A 21,020-nucleotide genomic window follows, 5' to 3' on the forward strand; every position below is an offset into this window, starting at 1 on the left:
CCCCCAAAGGCCCCGACTTCACCCCCGGCCAGATGCTCCGCACCCGGCAATACTGGCTGTGCACCGCGGCGGTCTGCTTTTCCACCCCGGCGGTGCTGCTGTTCAGCCCCATCATCCTGCGGCTGGGCGTCCAGCGGGGCCTGGAAGAGGGCCAGGCCGTCTGGGCGGTGGTGCTGGGCAGCGTGGGCAGCACCGCGGGCCGCCTGCTGATGCCCCTGCTCAGCGACCGGATCGGACGCCGCACCACCGACCTGATTCTGTTCGGGGCGTCGGGGGCGCTGTCGGCGGCCTTCGCCTTTGCGGGGGGATGGGCCGTGGTGGGGGTGTATGCGGGGCTGACCTTCTGCTATTCGGCCCTGGCGGCGGTGCTGCCTGCCTTCTCCACCGACCTGTTTGGCCTGCCCCACGCCGGGGTGAACTATGGATTTCTGGCTTTGGGCCAGAGCGCCGGGAGCCTGGCGTTCCCGCTGGCGGCCCGGGCCCTGGGCCTGGAGGCCGGACGCCACGGCCTGGCTCTGGCCGCCGCAGCCGCCGGCTTCGCCTGCATCTGGTTTGTAAAGCCTGTGGAAGAAAAGGCCCCTTGAATCGAAAAAAATTTCAAAAAAGCTACAAAATAAAATCAAATCACCTCCACACCTTGACAAGTGCATAACAATTCGATACAATCTGCACAGACTGCCCGGCAGGACGGGCATGACTGTGCGCCGCAAAGGCGTCCGCACAGGGCACATGGTAAGTAAGAAAGGAACAACAGACATGAGAAAACGCATTGCAGCCCTCGCGCTGGCAGCGGTTATGGCTTTTGGCCTGACTGCCTGCGGCGGGAGCGACTCCTCCTCGACGGCCGCTTCGGGTGAAGCCGGCGTGTCGGGCGAGTTCACCGGCACCGCCCAGGGCATGGGCGAGGTCACCGTCACCGTCACCCTGACCGACGGCGCCATCACCGACTGCGTCATCGAAGGCCCCGATGAGACCGAGGGCATCGGCTCGGTGGTCATCGAGAACGCCGTAGACGAGATTGTCTCGGGCAACAAGGGCGCCATCGACGTGGTCAGCGGCGCCACCATCACCTCCGACGCTGTCAACGAGGCTCTGGCCGCCGCTCTGGCTGCCGCCGGCCTGGATGCTGCCGACTTCACCGGCGAGGCTTCTTCCGAGGCCGCCGAGGACCAGGTGGTTGAGGCCGACATCGTTGTGGTGGGCGCAGGCGGCGCCGGCATGACCGCCGCCATCGCTGCTGCCAACGAGGGCAAGAGCGTGGTCATCGTGGAGAGCCAGGCCATGGTGGGCGGCAACTCGGTCCGCGCTACCGGCGGTCTGAACGCTGCCAAGACCCCTGCTCAGGACGAGAATGAGTTCAACGAGGCCGCCGGCGTCGAAAAGACCCTGGCCACCGCCGCTGAGAGCTACGCCGACAACGAGACCATCACCGCTCTGGCTGCCACCGTGGCCGAGCAGTGGGCTGAGTACCAGGCCAACCCCGTCGGCTACTTCGACTCGGTGGAGCTGATGGAGCTGGACACCATGATCGGCGGCAAGGGCATCAACGATCCCGCCCTGGTGGAGACCCTGTGCTCCAACTCTGCCGACGCCATCGTCTGGCTGTCCGAGCAGGGCATTGACATGCCCAGCGTTTCCAGCTTCGGCGGCGCATCCGTCAAGCGCATCCATCGCCCCCTGGACGACGAGGGCAAGGTCGTCTCGGTCGGCAGCTACATGATTCCCCGTCTGGAAGCCAAGTGCAAGGACGCCGGCGTTGAGATCATGCTCAACACCACCGCCACCAAGATCCTGACCGACGCCGAGGGCGCTGCCGTGGGCATCGAGGCCACCGGCAAGAACGGCGGCACCGTCACCGTCAACGCCAAGGCCGTCATCCTGGCCACCGGCGGTTTCGGCGCCAACCTGGAGAAGGTTGTGGAGTACAAGCCTGAGCTGGCCGGCTTCATGACCACCAACGCCGCCGGCGCTCAGGGCCAGGGCATCGACATGGCCGTGGCCATCGGCGCTGGCACCGTGGACATGGACCAGATCCAGATCCACCCCACCGTTGAGGCCAACACCGCCGCCCTGATTACCGAGGGCCTGCGCGGCGACGGCGCCATCCTGGTGAACGCCGAGGGCAACCGCTTCACCGACGAAGTGGGCACCCGCGACGTGGTTTCCGCCGCTGAGATCGCTCAGACCGGCAGCTACAGCTGGCTGGTCATCGACCAGGCCATGGTGGACGCCTCCAGCGTCATCCAGGGCTACATCAAGAACGGCTACACCGTGACCGGCGAGACCTACGAGGAGCTGGCCGAGGCCATGGGTGTGGACGCAGCCGCTTTCGCCGCCACCATGGAGAAGTGGAACGCCTGCGTTGAGGCCGGCAAGGACGAGGAGTTCGGCCGTACCAGCTTCGCCAACCCCCTGAACACCGCTCCCTACTACGCCATCAAGGTCACCGCCGGCGTGCACCACACCATGGGCGGCCTGACCATCAACTCCAACACCGAGGTTCTGGCTGGTGACGGCGCCGTCATCAAGGGCCTGTACGCAGCCGGCGAAGTCACCGGCGGCGTCCACGGCGCCAACCGTCTGGGCGGCAACGCTGTGGCTGACTTCACCGTCTTTGGCCGCATTGCCGGCGAGCAGGCCAGCGCTTACGTTGGATGAGCAAACAGCCTGAATCCAAAGCCAGAAAACCCCGCAGCTGGCAGGTCAACGCGGCATTCGCCGCGGTGGTCCTGCTGATTGCCGGGGGGCTGTGGCTGATCTTTGGCCGGCCCGGCGCTTCGGGCCAGAATCTGGTGGCGGTGGCCGATTTCGGCATGGGGGCCGTGGAAACCATCCCCCTGGACGCCGATTGCGACTATTACTATGAGGTGGGCGGCTACATCGTCCATCTCCAGGTAAAGGACGGCGCCATCGCATTTCTGGACAGCCAGTGCCCGGACCATGTCTGCGAGGACTTCGGGTGGCTGAGCCAGGAGGGACAGTGGGCCTGCTGCGTCCCCGCAGGGGTTTACGTCTCCATCGAAGAGGCCGCCTGACCCGGCCCAAATCAACCGACAAAACAGGGGCTGCCGCCCGCAAGCGGCGGCCTCTGTTTTTTTGTTTTGGGGCGGGCGGGTGAAACCGGGTCCTTAAAAGGGATGAAAGTTAACAGGATGGCCCTGGGAAGCCGCCCTGACCTGCACAGAATATGGTATAACTGTGAAATCAGGATGAAAAAATGGAGAGATACAAGGCTGTCTTTTTAAAAATTTTATGAAAGAAAAGTTGTTTTGCTTGTCTCCCCCCGCCGGTGTGTTATAATAAGAGAACAATCCATGGGGTTTGGGGGCGGATTGTGTCCGGACGGCTGGTCCGGGCATCGCCGCCCCGGCCTCTGAGAGACAGCAGATCAGGAGGAATAATACATGACCTGGAAGAAAAAGAAGGGTGAGCCTGCCGGCCAGGAAGCGCCGGCCCAAGGCGGCGCAGCCGCCGGGTTCAGCCTGGGCAAGTATAAAAATTATCTCAAGTGGATCATCCCGCTTGTTGTCGTGGTGGTGGTTGTGGCCATCGCCGCCTTTGCGAACAACCTGAACAAGAGCAAAAAGGTGGATGTGGCCCCCGAGTACACCCAGGCTTCGGTGACCCGGCGCACCATCTCCCAGACCCTGAGCACCACCGGCACCCTGAGCGCTGCCAACAGCTACACCGTGCGCTCTCTGGTGGCGGGCGAAATCCTCACCTCCAACTTTGAGGAGGGAGACGAGGTGCAGTCGGGCCAGCAGCTGTACCAGATCGAGAACAGCGACGCCTCCGCCAACGTGGAGCAGGCCCAGCTGAATCTGGAGCAGGCCCAGCGCAACTACGACACCATCGCGGACTACCGCTATGTCCGCTCTCCGGTGGCCGGCACCGTCTACACCCTGAAGGTCAAGGTGGGCGAGGAAGTCACCAGCGGCCAGGAAGTGGCCGTGGTCCAGGACGCCAGCCAGATGGTCCTGCAGCTGACCTTCCCCTCGGCGGACGCCGCCAACTTCTCGGTGGGCCAGACCGCCCAGATCACCCTGGACGGCACCTTTGAGGTGCTGAACGGCACCGTCACCGAGGTGTCGGGCAGCGACGTGCTGAGCTCGGGCAACGTGCTGGTGCGCACCGTCACCATCACCACCCCCAACGCCGGCACCCTGAACACCACCCAGTCTGCCACCGCCACCATCAACGGCATCAGCTCCACCAACAGCGCCACCTTCAACTACAAGGAACAGCGCACCCTGACGGCCTCCACCGCCGGCACCGTGGCCTCCATCTATGTGCCCGAGGGCGGCCAGGTGGCCGAGAACGGCATCGTGCTGGAACTGGCCGGCGACAAGCTGGAGGAGACCATCCAGAGCGCCTACGAGAGCCTGCGCAGCCGGGAGATTTCCATGCGCAACGCCGAGGAAACCCTGGGCAACTACACCATTAACGCCCCCATCAGCGGCACCGTCATCCAGCGCAACTACCAGCAGGGTGAGTCGGTGGAGAGCGGCAAGGACCTGTGCATCATCTACGACCTGAGCTACCTGGAAATGACTATCAACATCGACGAGCTGGACATCAACCAGATCACGGTGGGTCAGAGCGTGTCGGTTACCGCCGACTCGGTGGACGGCGTCTTTGAGGGCGAGGTCACCCGCGTGTCCATGGTGGGCACCACCACCGGCGGCACCACCACCTATCCCGTCACCGTCCAGGTGGACGAGTACGGTGATCTGCGCCCCGGCATGAACGTCAACGCTGAAATCGTGGTGGAGCAGGCCTCCGACGCCATCGCCGTGCCCAACGCCGCCATCGAGCGGGGCGACTATGTCCTGGTGACCACCGCGTCCCCCAGCGCCGCCAACGCCGACCCCGAGATGACCGCCCCCGAGGGCTACGTCTATGTGTCGGTGGAGACCGGCGTCAGCGACGACAACTACACCGAGATCACCGCCGGCCTGCAGGAGGGCGACATCATCGGCTACGTCGCCAGCAGTACCTTCAGCTACGATGACTACAGCAGCGACGGCTACAGCGCTGCGGTGCCGGTGGGCGTCATCGCCCTGCCGGGCAATACCCTCCGCGGAGGAAAGTAAATTCATGAGTGCATTGATCGAATTCAACGAGGTGTGCAAGTTTTACCAGATGGGCGACACCGTCGTCAAGGCCCTGGACCACGTCACCATGAAGATCGAAAAGGGTGAGTTTGTGGCCATCGTGGGCCAGTCCGGCTCGGGCAAGTCCACCTGTATGAACATCATCGGCTGCCTGGATGTCCCCACCGCCGGTACCTACAAGCTCAACGGCCGGGACGTGGGCAAAATGAAGCGGGGAGAGCTGGCCGCCATCCGAAACGAAATGCTGGGCTTTGTGTTCCAGCAGTACAACCTTCTGCCCAAACTGAACCTGATGGGCAACGTGGAAGTGCCCATGATCTATGCCCGGGTGCCCCGGGCCCAGCGTCATGCCCGCGCCAAGGCGGTGCTGGAACAGGTGGGTCTGGGGGACAAGCTGCGCAGCAAGCCCAACCAGCTGTCGGGCGGCCAGCAGCAGCGCGTGTCCATCGCCCGGGCCCTGGTGCGCAACCCGCCCCTGATCCTGGCCGACGAGCCCACCGGCGCTCTGGACAGCCATACCGGCCGGGAAGTGCTGGGAATGCTCCAGGAGCTGAACCGGGAGGGCCACACCGTCATCCTGATTACCCACGACAACTCCATCGCCATGCAGGCCCCCCGGATCATCCGGCTGGAGGACGGCCGCATCGTCTACGACGGCGACGCCCGCTCTCCCGAGGCCTTTGTCAGCCCGGTGATCGAGGCTGCCATTGAGGACTTGCAGAAAAAAGCCGCCCAGGAAGGAGGCGAGGCTGCATGCTCCTGATCGATACCTTTATCCTCGCTCTGAAAAACATTTGGAGCAACAAGATGCGGACCATCCTGACCATGCTGGGCATCATCATCGGCGTCACGGCGGTCATCGTCATCGTGGGCCTGGGCAACGGCATGACCGAGTCGGTCCGCGAGAGCTTCTCCTCCATGGGCATCAACAGCATGTCGGTGTCCATCTGGGGCCGCGGCTCCTCCCGCAACGCCACCGTGGAGTATATGTACCAGGTGGTGGAGGACAACCGCCAGTACCTGAGCGCCATTTCCCCCAACGTCCAGATCGGCAGCCAGGTGGTCAAGGAAGGCCGCGATGTCTACCGCTATACCGGCGTGTACGGCGTCAATGAGGACTACATCTCCATGGCCAACTACACCATCGCAGATGGCCGCGGCCTGCAGTACATGGACATCAAAGAGAACAAGTACGTCTGCGTCATCGGCGATTACCTGGCCCGGGAGGCCTTCAACGGCAACGCCGTGGGCGAGGACATCAAGGTCGGGTCCTACCGGTTCCGGATCGTGGGCGTGCTGAGCCCCAAGTCCAACGACCCCGAGCTCCAGGAGGGCGGCGAGGACGACCGCATTTATGTGCCCTACACGGTGGCTCTGCGGATCAACCAGAAGAGCATCGTGGATACCTACACCGTCATTATGGCGGATGAGAACTACGCAAACCAGGCCAAGGCCGCCGTGGAGAACGCCCTGTACGCAATTTACGAGGATGAAGACGCGTATTATGTATACAGCATGAGCGAGCTGCTGGAGCAGATGAACCAGACCATCAGTATGGTGGTCATGGTCCTGACCCTCATCGCAGGCATCTCTCTGCTGGTGGGCGGCATCGGCATTATGAACATCATGCTGGTGTCGGTCAGCGAGCGCACGCGGGAAATCGGCATCCGCAAGGCCATGGGCGCGCGGGAAACCACCATCCTGTTCCAGTTCGTGGTGGAGGCGGGCACCACCTCGGCCCTGGGCGGTTTGATCGGCATTCTGCTGGGCTACAGCCTGTCGGCGGCGGCCACCGCGGCGGTCCCCCTGATTATGCCCGGAGAGGCGGTAACCATCAATCCCGGCACCACTGCGGTGCTGGTCTCCTTCGGCATTTCGGTGGGCATCGGCGTGATCTTCGGATTCCTGCCCGCCCGCCGCGCCGCCCGGCTCAATCCCATTGAGGCGCTGCGCTACGAATAACGCCTGCCCCCAGAACGAACTATGAGGAGAACAAACATGAAAAAAAGACTTTTGTCCCTCCTGCTGGCGGTCTGCATTCTGATCCCGGTGCTGGCGCTGCCGGCCTCGGCGGTCAACAGCAATGTGGCCATCCAGACGGCCCGCACCATGGGCATCCTGACCGCCCAGACCGCCGAGGAGCTGAACGCTCAGGTGACCCGCGGCGAATTCGCCCGGATGCTGACCCTGATCTCGGCCTACCGCGAGACGGTCAACGAGCAGACCCAGGTGGGCAGCCTGTTCACCGACGTGAACAGCTCCACCGAGTACGCACCCTATATCCGCATCGCGGTCCAGCAGGGCTGGATGACCGGTTATACCGACGGCAGCTTCCGCCCCAATGACCCCGTCACCCTGGAGGCCGCCTGCGCCTCCGCCCTCAGCGTCCTGGGCTTCACCGCCGCCGACCTGAGCGGCGCATTCCCGGCCGCCCAGCTGAACAAGGCCTCCGAACTGGGCCTGCGCAGCGGCCTGAGCCGCCGCCAGGGCGAGGCCATGACCCTGACCGACTGCGCGGTGCTGCTGTACAACACCCTGATCGCCACCAACAAGAACGGCTCGGTCTACGGCAACACCATCGGCCTGACCATCTCGGGCGGTCAGGTGGACACCTCCACCATCCTGGCAGCCAGCCTGAAGGGCCCCTTTGTGGCCACTGCCGGCGAGGTGCTGCCCATCACCCCCACCACCGTCTACCGCAACGGGGAACTGTCCTCGTCGCCCACCCTCAACATCAACGACGTCTACTACTACAGTGAGAGCCTGAACTCCCTGTGGATCTACACCACCAAGGCCGCCGGCCGCATCACGGCCGTGTCGCCCAACGCCGCCGCCCCCACCTCGGTGACGGTGGCCGGCGTGACCTACCAGATCGGCAGCACCGACGTGGCCTACCGCATTTCGTCCCTGTCGGGCGGCGGCGTGGGCCAGGTGGTGACCCTGCTGCTGGGCATGGAAAACGTTGTAGTCGGTATTCTTACCGGCGAGGAGGTGGACCAAAGCTACTACGGTGTAGTGCAGTCCTCCAGCCGGTCCCTGATTACCGACAACGGCGCTGACATCATGCAGACGGTGAAGGTGCTGTGCACCGACGGCGCCGTCCGCAGCGTCCGCGTCAACAAAAACCTGAATTATCCCACCGGCTGGCTGGTGTCCATCACCTCCAGCCCCGAGGGCGAAGTCCTCAACTCCATCGGGGAGAAAAAGGTCACCGGCACCATCAGTGCCGCCAACCGCACCCTGGGGGAGTACAAGCTGGCGGATGACCTGGAAATCCTGGACACCACCCCCGACGGCAGCGGCAAAACCATCCGCCTGGACCGTCTGGACGGGGTGACCCTGTCCAGCGGCGACGTCCGCTATTACGCCCTCAACGACCGGGGCGAGATCAACCGCCTGGTGCTGGACGACGTCACCGGCGACGTGTGGACCTATGGCTGCCTGATGGCCTGGTCCACCAACAAGTACAACTCGGTCACCGACAATCTGACCAGCATCCAGCCCAGCGATGTGCTGATGCAGATGGTGTCGGGCCTGCTGACCGGCTCGCTGCTGAATGACGTCTGGAACGAGCTGACCGGCCGCACCGGGCGCTGGACAAGCCTGGCCCTGGGCCTGCTGGCCGACAACACCAGCGGCCTGCTGAGCACCGTGCTGGGCACGGTGGCCGGCGGCGCCAACTATACCTACATGACCGGCACCTCCGCCACCACCTCCACCACCGACGTGCTGTACCCGGTCCTCACCGGCGGCATCGGCGTGCGGTATGAGGCCAACGGCGCCGTCCGGGGCATGGTCCAGCTGCAGCCCATCATGATCCAGGATCTGGGGGCCGCTTCGGTGACCACCACCACCGGCCAGCGCTATGAGACCGCCGACGATATGCAGGTCTACCTGTGGCACATGGGCGTGTATTATCCCACCCTGCTGCCCACCATCAACTCGGAGGACTACTTCCTGGTTGGCTGGGTGGATTCCTGCACCGCCGGACACCAGGTCCGTGTCCTGACGGCCCTGAAGAAAAATTGATCCGTGACGCCGGGCTGGGGCAGTACAGCCGGGGCGCGCTGCTGTTCCGGCAGGCGTGCCAGCTGATTTGTCCCCGGCGATGCCCCTTCTGCGGGCGGGTGCTGGGGTTTGAGCCCTGGTGCGCCGACTGTGAGGCCCGGCTCAAAGGGGACCGCCGCATCCGTCTGGCCCGGCCCCGGCCGCTGGACGGCCTGAAAACCGTTTCGGTGAGCTGGACCGCCGTGCCCTACTGGTACGAGGGCCTTGTCCGCCGCAGCCTGATCTGTGCCAAGTACGAAAACCAGCCCTGGACGGCGGTGCAGCTGGGCTGCCTGCTGGTCCGGGAGCTGTTCGGCGTGGAAATCCAGATCCGGGGCGGGGTGGAAGTGCCCCGGCCCGGGCCCCGCATCCCCACCGAATGCGACCTGGTGGTGCCGGTGCCCACCTCGGGGCGGGGGAGAGCCTACAACGTGCCCTCCCTGCTGGCGCTGCCCATGGCCCAGGGTCTGGGGGTCCCCGCCGACCTGCAGGCCCTGCGCCGCCGGTATGTGGGACAGCCCCAGGTCGCCCTCGACCGGGCGGAACGCCTGGTGAACGTCATCGGCCTGTTTCAGGCCGATGCGGACCGGGTGGCGGGACGGCGGGTCCTCTTGATCGACGATGTGGTCACCACCGGTGCCACCGCCGCGGCCTGTGCGCAGGCTCTGCTGGCGGCCGGCGCCGAGTCGGTGGCCTTTGTCGCGCTGGCGACGCCCCGCAGCGACACCACCATCCCCGTCCTGCCGGGCATCCCCTTTGACCAGGAGGCCGGGTCGGAGGACGAGGAGACCGAGATCCAAGACTTTTGACGAAAGGGGTACAGCAATCCGATGAATCCGAGAAAACAGAGGTTTTACATTGCCGCCGTGGTCCTGCTAGGCGTCATCGCCCTGATTTATTCCATGGTGGGCAGCCCGGTGGTGCTGTGGCACAACCACCAGCTGAAAACCACCCTCACCGGCCTCACCGACCCGTCCATCACCCTGGAACAGGCGGTGCCTTTCAGCTGGGATGAGGTGTACAGCTTTGCGCCCTACACCAGCCTGGAGGAAATCGTGGCCACCATCGGCACCGAAAGCTACAACCTGTCCGAATCCACCAGCGAGGGAATGCTGCAGCTGGTGTTTATGGACGAGGGGGCAGTGGCCGCCACTGTCTGCGATGCCCCCGCAAATCTGGGCTACAACCTGATTTTCTCGGACTGGGAGGGGAACGCCGCCCATCTGACCTACGGGGAGAATGTGTCTTTCGAGGTCCGCACGGAGGACGGCGTCACCGTGCTGGAACAAATCGCGGAATAAAAACCCAAAAAAACCTTGACAAAGCCGGCGGGTTCCGGTATAATAATGGAGCTGTGAGCGACAGCGCACAGCTTTATCCGGGTGTAGCGCAGTTTTGGTAGCGCGCTTGAATGGGGTTCAAGAGGCCGTGAGTTCGATTCTCGCCACTCGGACCAGACCGCCGGTTCCAAGCCACAAGGCTCAGGAACCGGCGGTTTTTGTTGTGCAAAAAGCCCGACGGGGGGATTTCGGGCCTGTTTTTTCGACAGGCTGTTGCCCGCAGCGGGGGAATGTGATAAAATTTGACCGGTACGCCCGGCAAGGGGCCGGGCGATGGAATCAGGAAATGGTGGGAAGAAAGCATGAAAGATTGGATGAATCCGGAGCGGCTGAACCGCCTGAAAGGCTCGGCCATCCTGCTGGCCCTGTCGGCGGCGGTGGGCGCTATCGCCGGCGTGCTGACGGCGGTGTTTGGGCATGGCGTGCTGGCCATGACCGAGGTGCGGGAGGCATACCCGCTGCTGATGGTGCTGCTGCCGGCGGGCGGCGCGCTGATCTGTCTGGTATACCGCCGCTGGGGCGAGGAATGCCGCCGCGGCATGGGACTGGTGTTTGACGCCGTGGAGGGCCGCCGCAAGGACGTGCCCACCCGGCTGATTCCGCTGGCGGTGGGGTCCACCTGGATCGGCCACCTGCTGGGCGCCAGCGTGGGCCGGGAAGGGGTGGCGGTGCAGATTTCCACCGCCGCCGCAAGCCTCCTGACCCCCGGCCTGGACAACCCCCGCAACAAGCGCAGCCTGCTGATGGCGGGCGTGGCGGCAGGCTTTGCGGGCCTGTTCCGCACCCCGCTGGCGGCGGTGTTCTTCGCCCTGGAACTGTTCCACACCGGCGTCATGGAATACGAATCCCTGCTGCCGGCCCTGGTGGCGGCCCTGACGGCTTCGGCGGTCAGCGGGGCGCTGGGGGTCAACCCCCCGGTCAGCGGCCTGAGCGCCGCCGTCCCCGCCTTCACGGTGGAAACCATCATTGGGCTGGTGGTGCTGGGCATTGCGGCGGGCCTGGCGGGCCATCTCTTTGTGGCCCTGCTCCACGGCCTGCATCACCGGCTGGAACAGTGGCTCCCCAACCCCTACCTGCGGATTGTGCTGGTGGGCACGCTGGTGGCCCTCTTTGGCCTGGTGACCGGGGGCCGCTACAACGGCCTCAGCGAGGAAATCACCGCCATCGCCCTGGCGGGCGGCCAGCTCTATGCCTGGGACTGGCTGGCCAAGCTCTGCCTGACGGCGGTCTGTCTGGCTGCCGGGTTCCAGGGCGGCGAGGTGGCCCCTCTGTTCACGGTGGGCGCGGCCCTGGGCGCCGTCCTGGCCGGGCCTCTGGGCCTGCCGGTGGAACTGGCCGCCGCCATGGCCTATGCGGCGGTGTTCTCGGCCGGCACCAATACCTTTGCCGCCGCCATCCTGGTGGGCCTGGAATTGTTCGGCGGGCAGTATTTTGCTTGCCTGTTCCTGGTCTGCACTGTGGCCTATGCCTGCAACGGCAGCCATTCCATCTATCCCCAGTGCCCCTTAAATTACGGGGAAGAGAAGCACTGAGGGGATTTGCAGAAAAATACATCTTCCGTCCGCCTGTTTCTGCCCGATCCGGCAGGAATGGGCGGATTTTTTGCGCCGGCCCCGCCGGAGGGCGCGTTAAAATTCAGCCTTGTCTCCAAGTCGGGATTATGTTACACTTTCTTTAACAAAAAGCACAGGAAGGTGAACTGGTTTGAAGATCAAAACGCACATCGCAAAGCGGCTGGCGGCCCTGGCGCTGGCCGGGTTCATGATCGCATCGGCGCCCCAGGCGCTGGCGGCGGACACCATCGGCGGGGCCGACACCGCCCAGATTCCCGTCTCCCAGGAGCTGGAGCAGGAAAACTGCATCAGCTGGCTGCTGGACCTGTTTGGCCTGGGCAGCAAGGACAAGATCACGGTGGACTACCTGAACGTAAAGGGCCAGGGCCTGCGGCGGAACGTCCGGCTGAACCTGGTGGACTGCCTGGTGGGCATCACCTACACCGAGCTGGGCTCCATTGGCAGCTATGCCGAAATCTCGGACAAGGCCGCCGCCGAGGCCTGGAAGGCCCAGGCCATCGCCATCCACTCTTATCTGGAGTACCAGAACCAGTACGGTTCCTCGGCCAACGCCCTGACCTACACCCCGGTGGACCAGATTCCGGCCTCCACCCGGCGCAAGATGGAGGACGCCATCGAGGACGTGGCCAACCTGATCCTGGTCTATGACAACGGCCGGGGATATTCGGTCTGCGACGCGGTGTTCTCCTGCAGCGCGGGCTACAATACCCAGACCGGCGTCTACGGCACCTGTTCGGCCCTGGACGCCTGGGGCAACGACGTGCCCTATCTCCAGAGCGTAGAGAGTCCCTATGAGGAAAAATACCACAATATTCTACGGAGAGTAGTGGGCAAGGATTACCGGATGGTGGAGTACAACGACAGCCAGCACCCCGACGAGCCCTATGTCAGCGCCGACACCAGTCACAAGAGCCTGGGCGGCTTTGTCCAGTACAACACCCTGGTGGTGAACGGGCGGAGTTACCGGTACCTGAACCAGTTTGTCAGTTCCCGGTACTGCTTTGATTTCACCGCCGACGAAAACGGCGTGCCGGTGATGGCCTATTATGGCTACGGCCACGGCGTGGGCATGAGCCAGTGCGGCGCGGTGGGCTTTGCCCAGGAGCGGGGATACGATTACCGCGAAATCCTCTCCACCTATTACACCGGCGCGGTCCTGATGGACAGTTCCGACGGCAGCATCTCTTCCGGCGGCTGGAACCTCTTCGACTGGCTCTTCTGGTGGCTGTAACCTACTTTTTCGGAGAAAAAGTAGGCAAAAAGCTTTCAATGTGTACCATCAAGTTTGCGGGTCTCCGGAACTTCCGCGGGGCCTTTACGCTCCGGCTCGCTCCCGGCGTTTGGGGCTGCGCCCCGGTGCGATGCAAAGCCCGTTTTGGCCTCATTCTTTTACCCGGTATGCGCTGAAAAACAAAAATCAATAACAAAGCCCCCGCTTCTCCAAAAGAGGCGGGGGTTTGTTATATGCGGTTCTGTCGCCGGGGCAAATATCTCTCACCAGGATAGCCAATACTGCTTGTAAAGCGTCGGGCTTTGTAGCCAAAACGTCAATTTTCGCCAGAGAATGGGTGGAAATGCTTCTCAAACGGGGGAAAATCTGGTATACTGAGATGATTGACAACGACAGGATGGGAGCGAGAAAATGCAGAGCGCAGAAGATTTGAAGAAAAAGGAGCAGGCCCGGCAGCAGAAAGAGCTGGCCCGCCTGCTGGAGCCGGAGTTTGGGCCCCGGCGGGTGCTGGTCCTGGGGGACCAGGGCCTGACCGCCGCCCTCCGCGGCCGGAATATCGAAGCTTTCGGCCTGGGCGCCGGCAAGGCAGGGGAGGACTGGCTGGACGCCGGCTACACCCTGCCCGCCGGCTGGCCGTCGGAGTATGACCTGGTGGTGATTCAGGGCGGGGATGTCCCTGCGCCCGAGTCCCTGCCGGGCAGCCGCCTGCTGTTTCTGGCCCCGGAGCCCGAGGAGGCTTCCGCCCTGCCCGTCTGGGCCGAGGCCATGGCTGCCGCCGGCCTCCGGCGGGATTTTGGATGGAAGAGCTGGGGCGCGCTGGCCGGCGCGGCCCTGTTCTGCCCTGCCGCCGGCGAGGCCCGGGACCTGACCGCCGCCTATGAGGAAAAACTGGACAGCCTGCGCATCAAGCTGGACCGGGCCGAGCAGAGCTGCCGCGATTACCAGAAGCTCACCGACCACCAGCGCAGCGAGCTGTCCGCCGCCCACGAGCACGAAAACCAGCTGGAAACCGCCCTGAACAACGTCACCGGTTCCACCTGCTGGAAAATCACCTGGCCGGTCCGCTACCTGCTCAGCAAGCTGCGGCAGCTGTGGCATACCTTCCCGCTGTTTGTCCTGCTGGCCCAGCTGCGCCGGGAGGGCTTTGCCGGTCTGGCCAAACGCCGCCAGGACGCCAAATATTATCAGGCCCATTTCCCCGGCCGGACCTTCCAGGCCAGCCGCCTGGCCCCGGTGGACCTGCTGGTCCGCCAGGCCCAGAACCAGCCCAACGGGCCCAAAATCAGCATCGTGGTGCCTCTGTACAACACCCCGCTGAACTTCCTGACCGAGCTGCTGGACTCGGTGGTCAACCAGACCTACCAGAACTGGGAGCTGTGCCTGGTGGACGCCGGCCAGGACGAAAAGGTGGGCCAGGCCGTCCAGGCTCGCATGGCCCAGGACAGCCGCATCCGCTACCAGAAGCTGGAGCGCAACGAGGGCATTGCCGGCAACACCAACGCCGGTTTCGCCCTGGCCACAGGGGAGTACATTGCCCTGCTGGACCACGACGACATCCTGCATCCCTCGGCCCTGTGGTATGTGGCCCAGGCCATTGTGGAGCAGGGGGCCGACTTCGTCTACACCGACGAGGTTACCTTTGAGGGCCAGGTGGAGCACACCACCCTCTATCACCTCAAGCCCGATTTCATGCTGGACAACCTGCGGGCCAACAACTATATCTGCCACCTGAGCGTCTTTAAGGCCAGCCTGCTGGAGGCCGCCGGCGGCGGCGAGCGGGGCGAGTACAACGGCAGCCAGGACTATGACCTGTACCTCCGCCTCACCGAAAAAGCCCAGAAGGTGGTCCATATTCCCCACGTGCTCTACTACTGGCGGGCCAGCCCCACCAGCGTGGCCGGCGGCATCGAGGCCAAGCTCTACTGCCTGGAGGCTGCCGTCAAGGCCCTGTATGCCCACTATGAGCGGGTAGGGGTGGCGGTGGACGAGGTGTCCATGATTCCCGACACCCCCGGCTTCTACAAGACCGACTACACCATCCAGCATCCCGGCAAGGTCAGCATCCTGATCCCCAGCTGCGACCATTCCAAGGACCTGCGCACCTGCGTCGAGTCCATCTACGCCAAGACCACCTATCCCGACTTTGAGATCCTGGTCATCGAGAACAACAGCAAAGAGGACGAGACCTTCCGCACCTACGAAAAGCTGGAAAAACAGCATCCCGACACCTTCCGGGTGGTCCGCTGGGAGGGCACCGGCTTCAACTACAGCGCCCTGAACAACTTCGGCGCCAAGTTTGCCACCGGTGAATACCTGCTGCTGCTCAACAACGACACCGAGGTCATCACCCCCCGCTGGCTGGAGGAAATGGTCATGTTCGCCCAGCAGGAGCGGGTGGGCTGCGTGGGCGCCAAGCTGCTCTACCCCGACGACACCATCCAGCACGCCGGTCTGGGCTTTGGCCATCTGACCCTGGCCGCCCACATGCACAAGAACTTCCAGGTGTCCAACCCCGGATATATGGGCCGCCTGATCTACGCCCACGACGTCTACGGCGTCACCGGCGCCTGCCTCATGATCCGCCGCGACCTGTACGAGAAAGTGGGCGGCCTGGACGAGAGCTTTGCGGTGGCCTTCAACGACGTGGACTTCTGCGTCCGGGTCCGGAACGCCGGCTATCAGAACGTGTTTACCCCCTTCGCCATGCTCTATCACTACGAGAGCAAGAGCCGCGGCCTGGACGAGGCCCCCGAAAAGCGGGCCCGCTTCGTGTCGGAGGTGACCCAGTTCCAGACCCGCTGGAAAAAGGAGCTGGCCGCCGGCGACCCCTGCCTGAACCCCAACTTTGACCTGGACCGGGATGACTTCCGCATCAAGCTGCGGCCCCTGGACTGAGGAGAGGGAGGACCGTGGAATTGAATCTGTCAGCCTGTATTGTCACCTACAACGACTGTGACGAGGCCCTGCAGGCCGCCGCCTCGGTGCTGGAACACACCCGCCGCCATCCTTTGACCCTCTATCTGGTGGACAACGCCAGCCCCGACGGCACCGGCGATGAGCTCCACCAGGCCCTGAAGGACGGCCGCCTCCGCCCGGCGGAGAACCAGACCGTCCGGGTGGTGTGCCGGGCCCGCAACGGGGGCTTCGGCGCGGGACACAATACCGTCCTGCCCGAGCTGGCCAGCGACTACCATTTTATCCTCAACCCCGATATTCAGCTCACCGCCGACACCCTGTCCGACCTGGCCGAGTGGATGGAAGCCCATCCCCAGGCCGTTATGGCCCGGCCCAGCCTCTGCTTCCCCGACGGGCGCACCCAGGTGCTGCCCCTGCGCCGGTGCAGCCTGGGGGCTATGATTTACCGCCAGCTGAGCGTCCTCACCTTCCTGAAAAAGTACAACGACGCCTATGTGATGGCCGGGGAGGACCTGTCCGCCCCGCGGCAGATCGAATTCTGTACCGGCAGCTTCTCGGCGGTGAAAACCTCCGCCTTCCGGGCGGCGGCCGGCTTCGACGAGGGCTATTTCATGTATGTGGAGGACGCCGACCTCACCCAGAAGATGCTCCGCCAGGGGCAGGTGTGGCTGGTGCCTCAGTTCTCTGCCGTCCATCTGTGGCACCGGGCCGCTCACCGCAGCCTGGGCCCCATGATCTGGCAGGCCCGCAGCCTCTGCCGCTACTTCCACAAGTGGGGTTTTGCCTGGTGAGGGCACGGTTTCGTGTTGCTTTTTTGCCCCTGGCAGTGTAAAATAGAAAGAGACCCGCTTTCCTGTACGAGAGGGGCGGGCCTTTTTTGATTTTGTTTACAGCGGACGCAGCCTCCGCTTTATGATCGGGCAGGCGGCGGCCTTGGGCCGCCCCACCCGGGAGCTGCACAACTTTTGACGTTCAAAAAGGAGTGCACAAGATGAAAGGCATTATTCTCGCCGGCGGCGCCGGCACCCGGCTTTACCCGCTGACCATGGTCACCAGCAAACAGCTGCTGCCGGTCTACGACAAGCCCATGATTTATTACCCCCTGTCCACCCTGATGCTGGCCGGCATTCAGGATATCCTGATTATCTCGACCCCCGAGGATACCCCCCGGTTCGAGGCCCTGCTGGGGGACGGCAGCCAGTATGGCATCCATCTGCAGTATAAGGTCCAGCCCTCGCCCGACGGCCTGGCCCAGGCGTTCATCCTGGGCGAGGAGTTTATCGCCGGCGACTGCTGCGCCATGATTCTGGGCGATAACATTTTCTATGGCAACGGCTTCTCCCGCATTTTGAAAAATGCGGTCCACAACGCCGAGGAAAACGGCCGCTGCACCGTCTTTGGCTACTATGTCCAGGACCCCGAGCGGTTCGGCATCGTGGAGTTTGACGAAAACGGCAAGGTCCTGAGCGTGGAGGAGAAGCCCGCCCACCCCAAGAGCAACTACGCCATCACCGGCCTGTATTTCTACAACAACAAGGTGGCCGAAATGGCCAAGCAGGTCAAGCCCTCCGCCCGCGGCGAGCTGGAAATCACCACCCTGAACGATATGTACCTCAAGCAGGACCAGCTGGACGTCCAGCTGCTGGGCCGCGGCTTTGCCTGGCTGGATACCGGCACCATGGACAGCCTGGTGGATGCGGCCGACTTCGTCCGCATGATCGAAAAGCGCCAGGGCATCAAGATCAGCGCCCCGGAGGAAATCGCCTTCAAGTACGGCTGGATCAGCCGCGAAAAGCTGCTGGAGTCGGCCGATCGCTACGGCAAATCTCCCTACGGCCAGCACCTGAAGAACGTGGCCGACGGCAAGCTGAGATACTGAGAGGGGAGGCAGTCTATGAAAATCATTGTCACCGGCTACAAGGGCCAGCTGGGCACCGAAATCATCAAGCAGCTGCGGGCGGGCAAGAGCGAAATCGGCCCCATCCCCGAGAAGCTGCTGAACGCCACCGTCATCGCGGTGGACCTGCCCGAGCTGGATATTTCCAATTACAAGGCGGTGGATGACTATATCCGCCGGTTCAAGCCGGATGTCATCATCAACTGCGCCGCCTACACCAACGTGGACGGCTGCGAGGTGAACCACGACGCCGCCTACAAGGCCAACGCCCTGGGCCCCCGCAATCTGGCCCAGGCCGCCGAAAAGATGGGCGCCCGTCTGGTCCATGTGTCCACCGACTATGTGTTCTCGGGCCGGGAAAACGGCGGCATCCCCCAGGACGAGGCCTGCCTGCCCGACCCCATCAGCGCCTACGGCTCCACCAAGCTGATGGGCGAGAAGTATGTGGCACGGTTCTGCCACCGCCACTTCATCGTCCGCACCGCCTGGCTGTACAGCTATTACGGCAAGAACTTTGTCAAGACCATCGTCAACGCCGGCAAGAAGTTCGGCAAGCTGGAAGTGGTCAACGACCAGCTGGGCAACCCCACCAATGCGGTGGACCTGGCCCACGAAATCCTCCAGCTGTGCGTCACCCATGAGTACGGCCTGTACCACTGCACCGGCGAGGGCATCTGCTCCTGGTACGACTTCGCCAGCGAGATCATCCGCCTGGCCGGGGTGGACGCCACCGTGGCTCCCTGCACCAGCGCCGAATACAAGGCCAAGCACCCCGACAGCGCCGACCGCCCCCACTGGAGCGCCCTGGACAACCGGGCCCTGCGCTGCTCGGTGGGCAACGAGGTGCGCCCCTGGCAGGAGGCTCTGGCCTGCTTCTTTGAACACTGGGACGGCGACAACGGCATGAAATAATCCCGGCGGGGCAGGGAAGACCTGTCCCCCGGCCCTACGTCTGCAACCCACATTCCCCCGGGCAGTCCCACGCCGTCTTGGGGGAATTTCTTTGGCGGGCCGCCCGCTGCGGCCCTGCCGCCATGCAACAGAGAAAGGAACGCTATGAAAACCTATCTGATTACCGGCTGCGCCGGCTTCATCGGCTCCAACTTCGTATACTATATGCTAAAAAAGCATGACGATATCCTTCTGGTAAACCTGGACAAGCTGACCTATGCCGGCAACCTGGAGAACCTGAAGGGCGTCGAGGGGGATCCCCGCCACGTCTTTGTCCAGGGCGACATCTGCGACAAGGAACTGGTGCAGAGCCTGTTTGCGAAGTATGATTTTGATTACGTCATCAACTTCGCCGCCGAGAGCCACGTGGACCGCAGCATCGCCAACCCGGAGATCTTCGTCCAGACCAACGTCATGGGCACCGTGAACCTGCTGCAGCGGGCCAAGGAGGCCTGGTATGACCCCGAGGCCAAGACCTGGAAAGAGGGCAAGAAGTACCTGCAGGTGTCCACCGACGAGGTGTACGGCGCACTGGGCGCCGAGGGCTTCTTCATGGAGACCACCCCGCTGTGCCCCCACAGCCCCTATTCGTCCTCCAAGGCCAGCGCCGACATGTTCGTCATGGCCTTCCACGACACCTACGGCATGCCCATCAACATCACCCGCTGCTCCAACAACTACGGCCCCTACCAGTTCCCCGAGAAGCTGATCCCCCTGATGATCAACAACGTCAAGCATCACAAGCAGCTGCCGGTGTACGGCGACGGCATGCAGATCCGCGACTGGCTGTATGTGGAGGACCACTGCAAGGCCATCGACATGGTGGCCGAGGGCGGCCGGATCGGCGAGGTGTACAATGTGGGCGGCCACAACGAGCGGCCCAACATCTTCATCGTCAAGACCATCATCAGCCAGCTGCACGACCGGCTGAAGGATGACGGCATCAGCGAGGACCTGATCAAGCACGTGGCCGACCGTCTGGGCCACGACCGCCGCTACGGCATCGATCCCACCAAGATCAAGAACGATCTGGGCTGGTATCCCGAGACTCCCTTCGAGAAGGGCATCGTCCTGACCATCGACTGGTATCTGTCTCACGAGGAGTGGATGAACAACGTCACCTCGGGCAACTACCAGAAGTACTACGAGGAAATGTACAAGAACCGCTGATGGTTCCCTGAAAGCAGCCGGCCCCCTGTCTTGTAAAAGGCGGGGGGCCGGTTTTCTTGCGCTTTGCCCTTGAATACTCTATTTCTTTTCCCTTTTTTCCGCTCCGCTGGGGCCAGAAGGGGAGGGAGGGCGTTTCGATTCGCCCTCCCTACCTCCGGGTTGCCGTTACCCAAATTTTCAGCGCGGGGCGCTGCCCGCTTGAAAATTTGGACGGCTGCCCCTGCTCCGCCTCGGCTGTTTCTGCCGCAGGCAGCGCCTCGGCTGCGCAGCCTCTGGACTCCCTACCCACCCTAACGACCAGGGCAGCTTTGGCCCGGCGCGTCCAGTGGACGAAACAGCCGGGCCGAAGCTGGCGCAGCGCTCCGGTTTTTGCAAGCGCCCTCTGCGGCGCGCCGCAAAAATCGGCTAAGCGCAAGAGGACTGACTCCTGGACCCAAAAGAGGAAGTCGCGTCGTTCAAAAGCCTAAAAAACACTGTCATGCCTGGCTCGTTTAAACTTTCAGGGCCTCAAACGGCGGCACGGGTGTTTTTCTTAACGGCTTTTGCCCGCCGCTCCGATTTGTACCACATGCCCGCCTCAGCGGGCTGGTGGTTCGGTGAGTCTTTTGGTGCTGTAGGGCGTACACTTTGAAATTGCAAGGTGATACCCTTTTATCATCTAAACCCACCCAACCGCCCAATAGCGGAACCCCCAGCCCTGCGGGCTCGCCCCCATGGGGCTCTAAACCAAAAACAACCCCCGCCCAAATCAACAGGGCAGGGGTTGCGGTTTTTATGGGT

General features: G+C 63.4%; 16 protein-coding genes and 1 tRNA gene. All 17 read left to right on the forward strand.

The window, feature by feature from the left end:
* Nucleotides 1-584: MFS transporter (locus tag B5E67_RS13225; RefSeq protein ID WP_143405432.1), on the forward strand; the 584-nt coding region annotated here is incomplete at its 5' end.
* A gap of 172 nt (nucleotides 585-756) precedes the next feature.
* On the forward strand, nucleotides 757-2,658 hold the full coding sequence (locus B5E67_RS13230; protein WP_087385641.1) for a flavocytochrome c: 1,902 nt from the start codon (nucleotides 757-759) through the stop codon (nucleotides 2,656-2,658).
* A complete protein-coding gene (locus B5E67_RS13235) occupies nucleotides 2,655-3,035 on the forward strand; it encodes a NusG domain II-containing protein (RefSeq protein WP_087248888.1) in 381 nt (126 codons plus the stop codon). Before B5E67_RS13230 ends, B5E67_RS13235 begins: the two co-directional genes overlap by 4 nt.
* Nucleotides 3,036-3,404: 369 nt before the next feature.
* The gene (locus B5E67_RS13240) at nucleotides 3,405-5,093 is read left to right on the forward strand and encodes an HlyD family efflux transporter periplasmic adaptor subunit (RefSeq protein ID WP_087385642.1); all 1,689 of its coding nucleotides are present in this window, start codon (nucleotides 3,405-3,407) and stop codon (nucleotides 5,091-5,093) included.
* 4 nt (nucleotides 5,094-5,097) lie between these two features.
* The gene (locus B5E67_RS13245; protein ID WP_087385643.1) at nucleotides 5,098-5,877 is read left to right on the forward strand and encodes an ABC transporter ATP-binding protein; all 780 of its coding nucleotides are present in this window, start codon (nucleotides 5,098-5,100) and stop codon (nucleotides 5,875-5,877) included.
* Nucleotides 5,868-7,076 carry an ABC transporter permease gene (locus B5E67_RS13250; protein WP_087385644.1) on the forward strand — a complete coding sequence of 403 codons (1,209 nt, stop codon included), beginning with the start codon at nucleotides 5,868-5,870 and terminating at the stop codon, nucleotides 7,074-7,076. Before B5E67_RS13245 ends, B5E67_RS13250 begins: the two co-directional genes overlap by 10 nt.
* 36 nt (nucleotides 7,077-7,112) lie before the next feature.
* Nucleotides 7,113-9,143 carry an S-layer homology domain-containing protein gene (locus tag B5E67_RS13255; protein WP_087385645.1) on the forward strand — a complete coding sequence of 677 codons (2,031 nt, stop codon included), beginning with the start codon at nucleotides 7,113-7,115 and terminating at the stop codon, nucleotides 9,141-9,143.
* Nucleotides 9,140-9,970: a phosphoribosyltransferase family protein gene (locus B5E67_RS13260; protein ID WP_162611687.1), complete on the forward strand. Its 831-nt coding sequence runs from the start codon at nucleotides 9,140-9,142 to the stop codon at nucleotides 9,968-9,970. The genes B5E67_RS13255 and B5E67_RS13260 overlap by 4 nt, the downstream gene beginning before the upstream one ends.
* Nucleotides 9,971-9,991: 21 nt before the next feature.
* Complete coding sequence (locus B5E67_RS13265) at nucleotides 9,992-10,462, forward strand: hypothetical protein (protein ID WP_087385646.1); 471 nt, start codon at nucleotides 9,992-9,994, stop codon at nucleotides 10,460-10,462.
* 77 nt (nucleotides 10,463-10,539) lie between these two features.
* Nucleotides 10,540-10,617 (forward strand) — tRNA-Pro (locus B5E67_RS13270).
* A 186-nt stretch (nucleotides 10,618-10,803) separates the two neighbouring features.
* On the forward strand, nucleotides 10,804-12,033 hold the full coding sequence (locus B5E67_RS13275; protein WP_087385647.1) for a chloride channel protein: 1,230 nt from the start codon (nucleotides 10,804-10,806) through the stop codon (nucleotides 12,031-12,033).
* 172 nt (nucleotides 12,034-12,205) lie between these two features.
* On the forward strand, nucleotides 12,206-13,306 hold the full coding sequence (locus tag B5E67_RS13280; protein WP_242956998.1) for a sporulation protein SpoIID: 1,101 nt from the start codon (nucleotides 12,206-12,208) through the stop codon (nucleotides 13,304-13,306).
* 411 nt (nucleotides 13,307-13,717) lie between these two features.
* The gene (locus tag B5E67_RS13290) at nucleotides 13,718-16,201 is read left to right on the forward strand and encodes a glycosyltransferase family 2 protein (RefSeq protein ID WP_087385649.1); all 2,484 of its coding nucleotides are present in this window, start codon (nucleotides 13,718-13,720) and stop codon (nucleotides 16,199-16,201) included.
* A gap of 14 nt (nucleotides 16,202-16,215) precedes the next feature.
* Nucleotides 16,216-17,013 (forward strand): glycosyltransferase, encoded by a 798-nt coding sequence (locus tag B5E67_RS13295; protein ID WP_242957000.1) that lies wholly within the window; start codon nucleotides 16,216-16,218, stop codon nucleotides 17,011-17,013.
* A 200-nt stretch (nucleotides 17,014-17,213) separates the two neighbouring features.
* Nucleotides 17,214-18,101, forward strand: coding sequence for a glucose-1-phosphate thymidylyltransferase RfbA (gene rfbA, locus B5E67_RS13300; protein WP_087385651.1), 888 nt, complete (start codon nucleotides 17,214-17,216; stop codon nucleotides 18,099-18,101).
* 15 nt (nucleotides 18,102-18,116) lie between these two features.
* On the forward strand, nucleotides 18,117-19,031 hold the full coding sequence (rfbD, locus tag B5E67_RS13305) for a dTDP-4-dehydrorhamnose reductase (protein ID WP_087385652.1): 915 nt from the start codon (nucleotides 18,117-18,119) through the stop codon (nucleotides 19,029-19,031).
* Between the two features lie 144 nt (nucleotides 19,032-19,175).
* Complete coding sequence (rfbB, locus tag B5E67_RS13310; RefSeq protein WP_087248910.1) at nucleotides 19,176-20,240, forward strand: dTDP-glucose 4,6-dehydratase; 1,065 nt, start codon at nucleotides 19,176-19,178, stop codon at nucleotides 20,238-20,240.
* Nucleotides 20,241-21,020 lie beyond the last annotated feature (780 nt).

Source organism: Faecalibacterium sp. An122, from assembly GCF_002160895.1.
GTDB lineage: Bacteria > Bacillota > Clostridia > Oscillospirales > Ruminococcaceae > Faecalibacterium.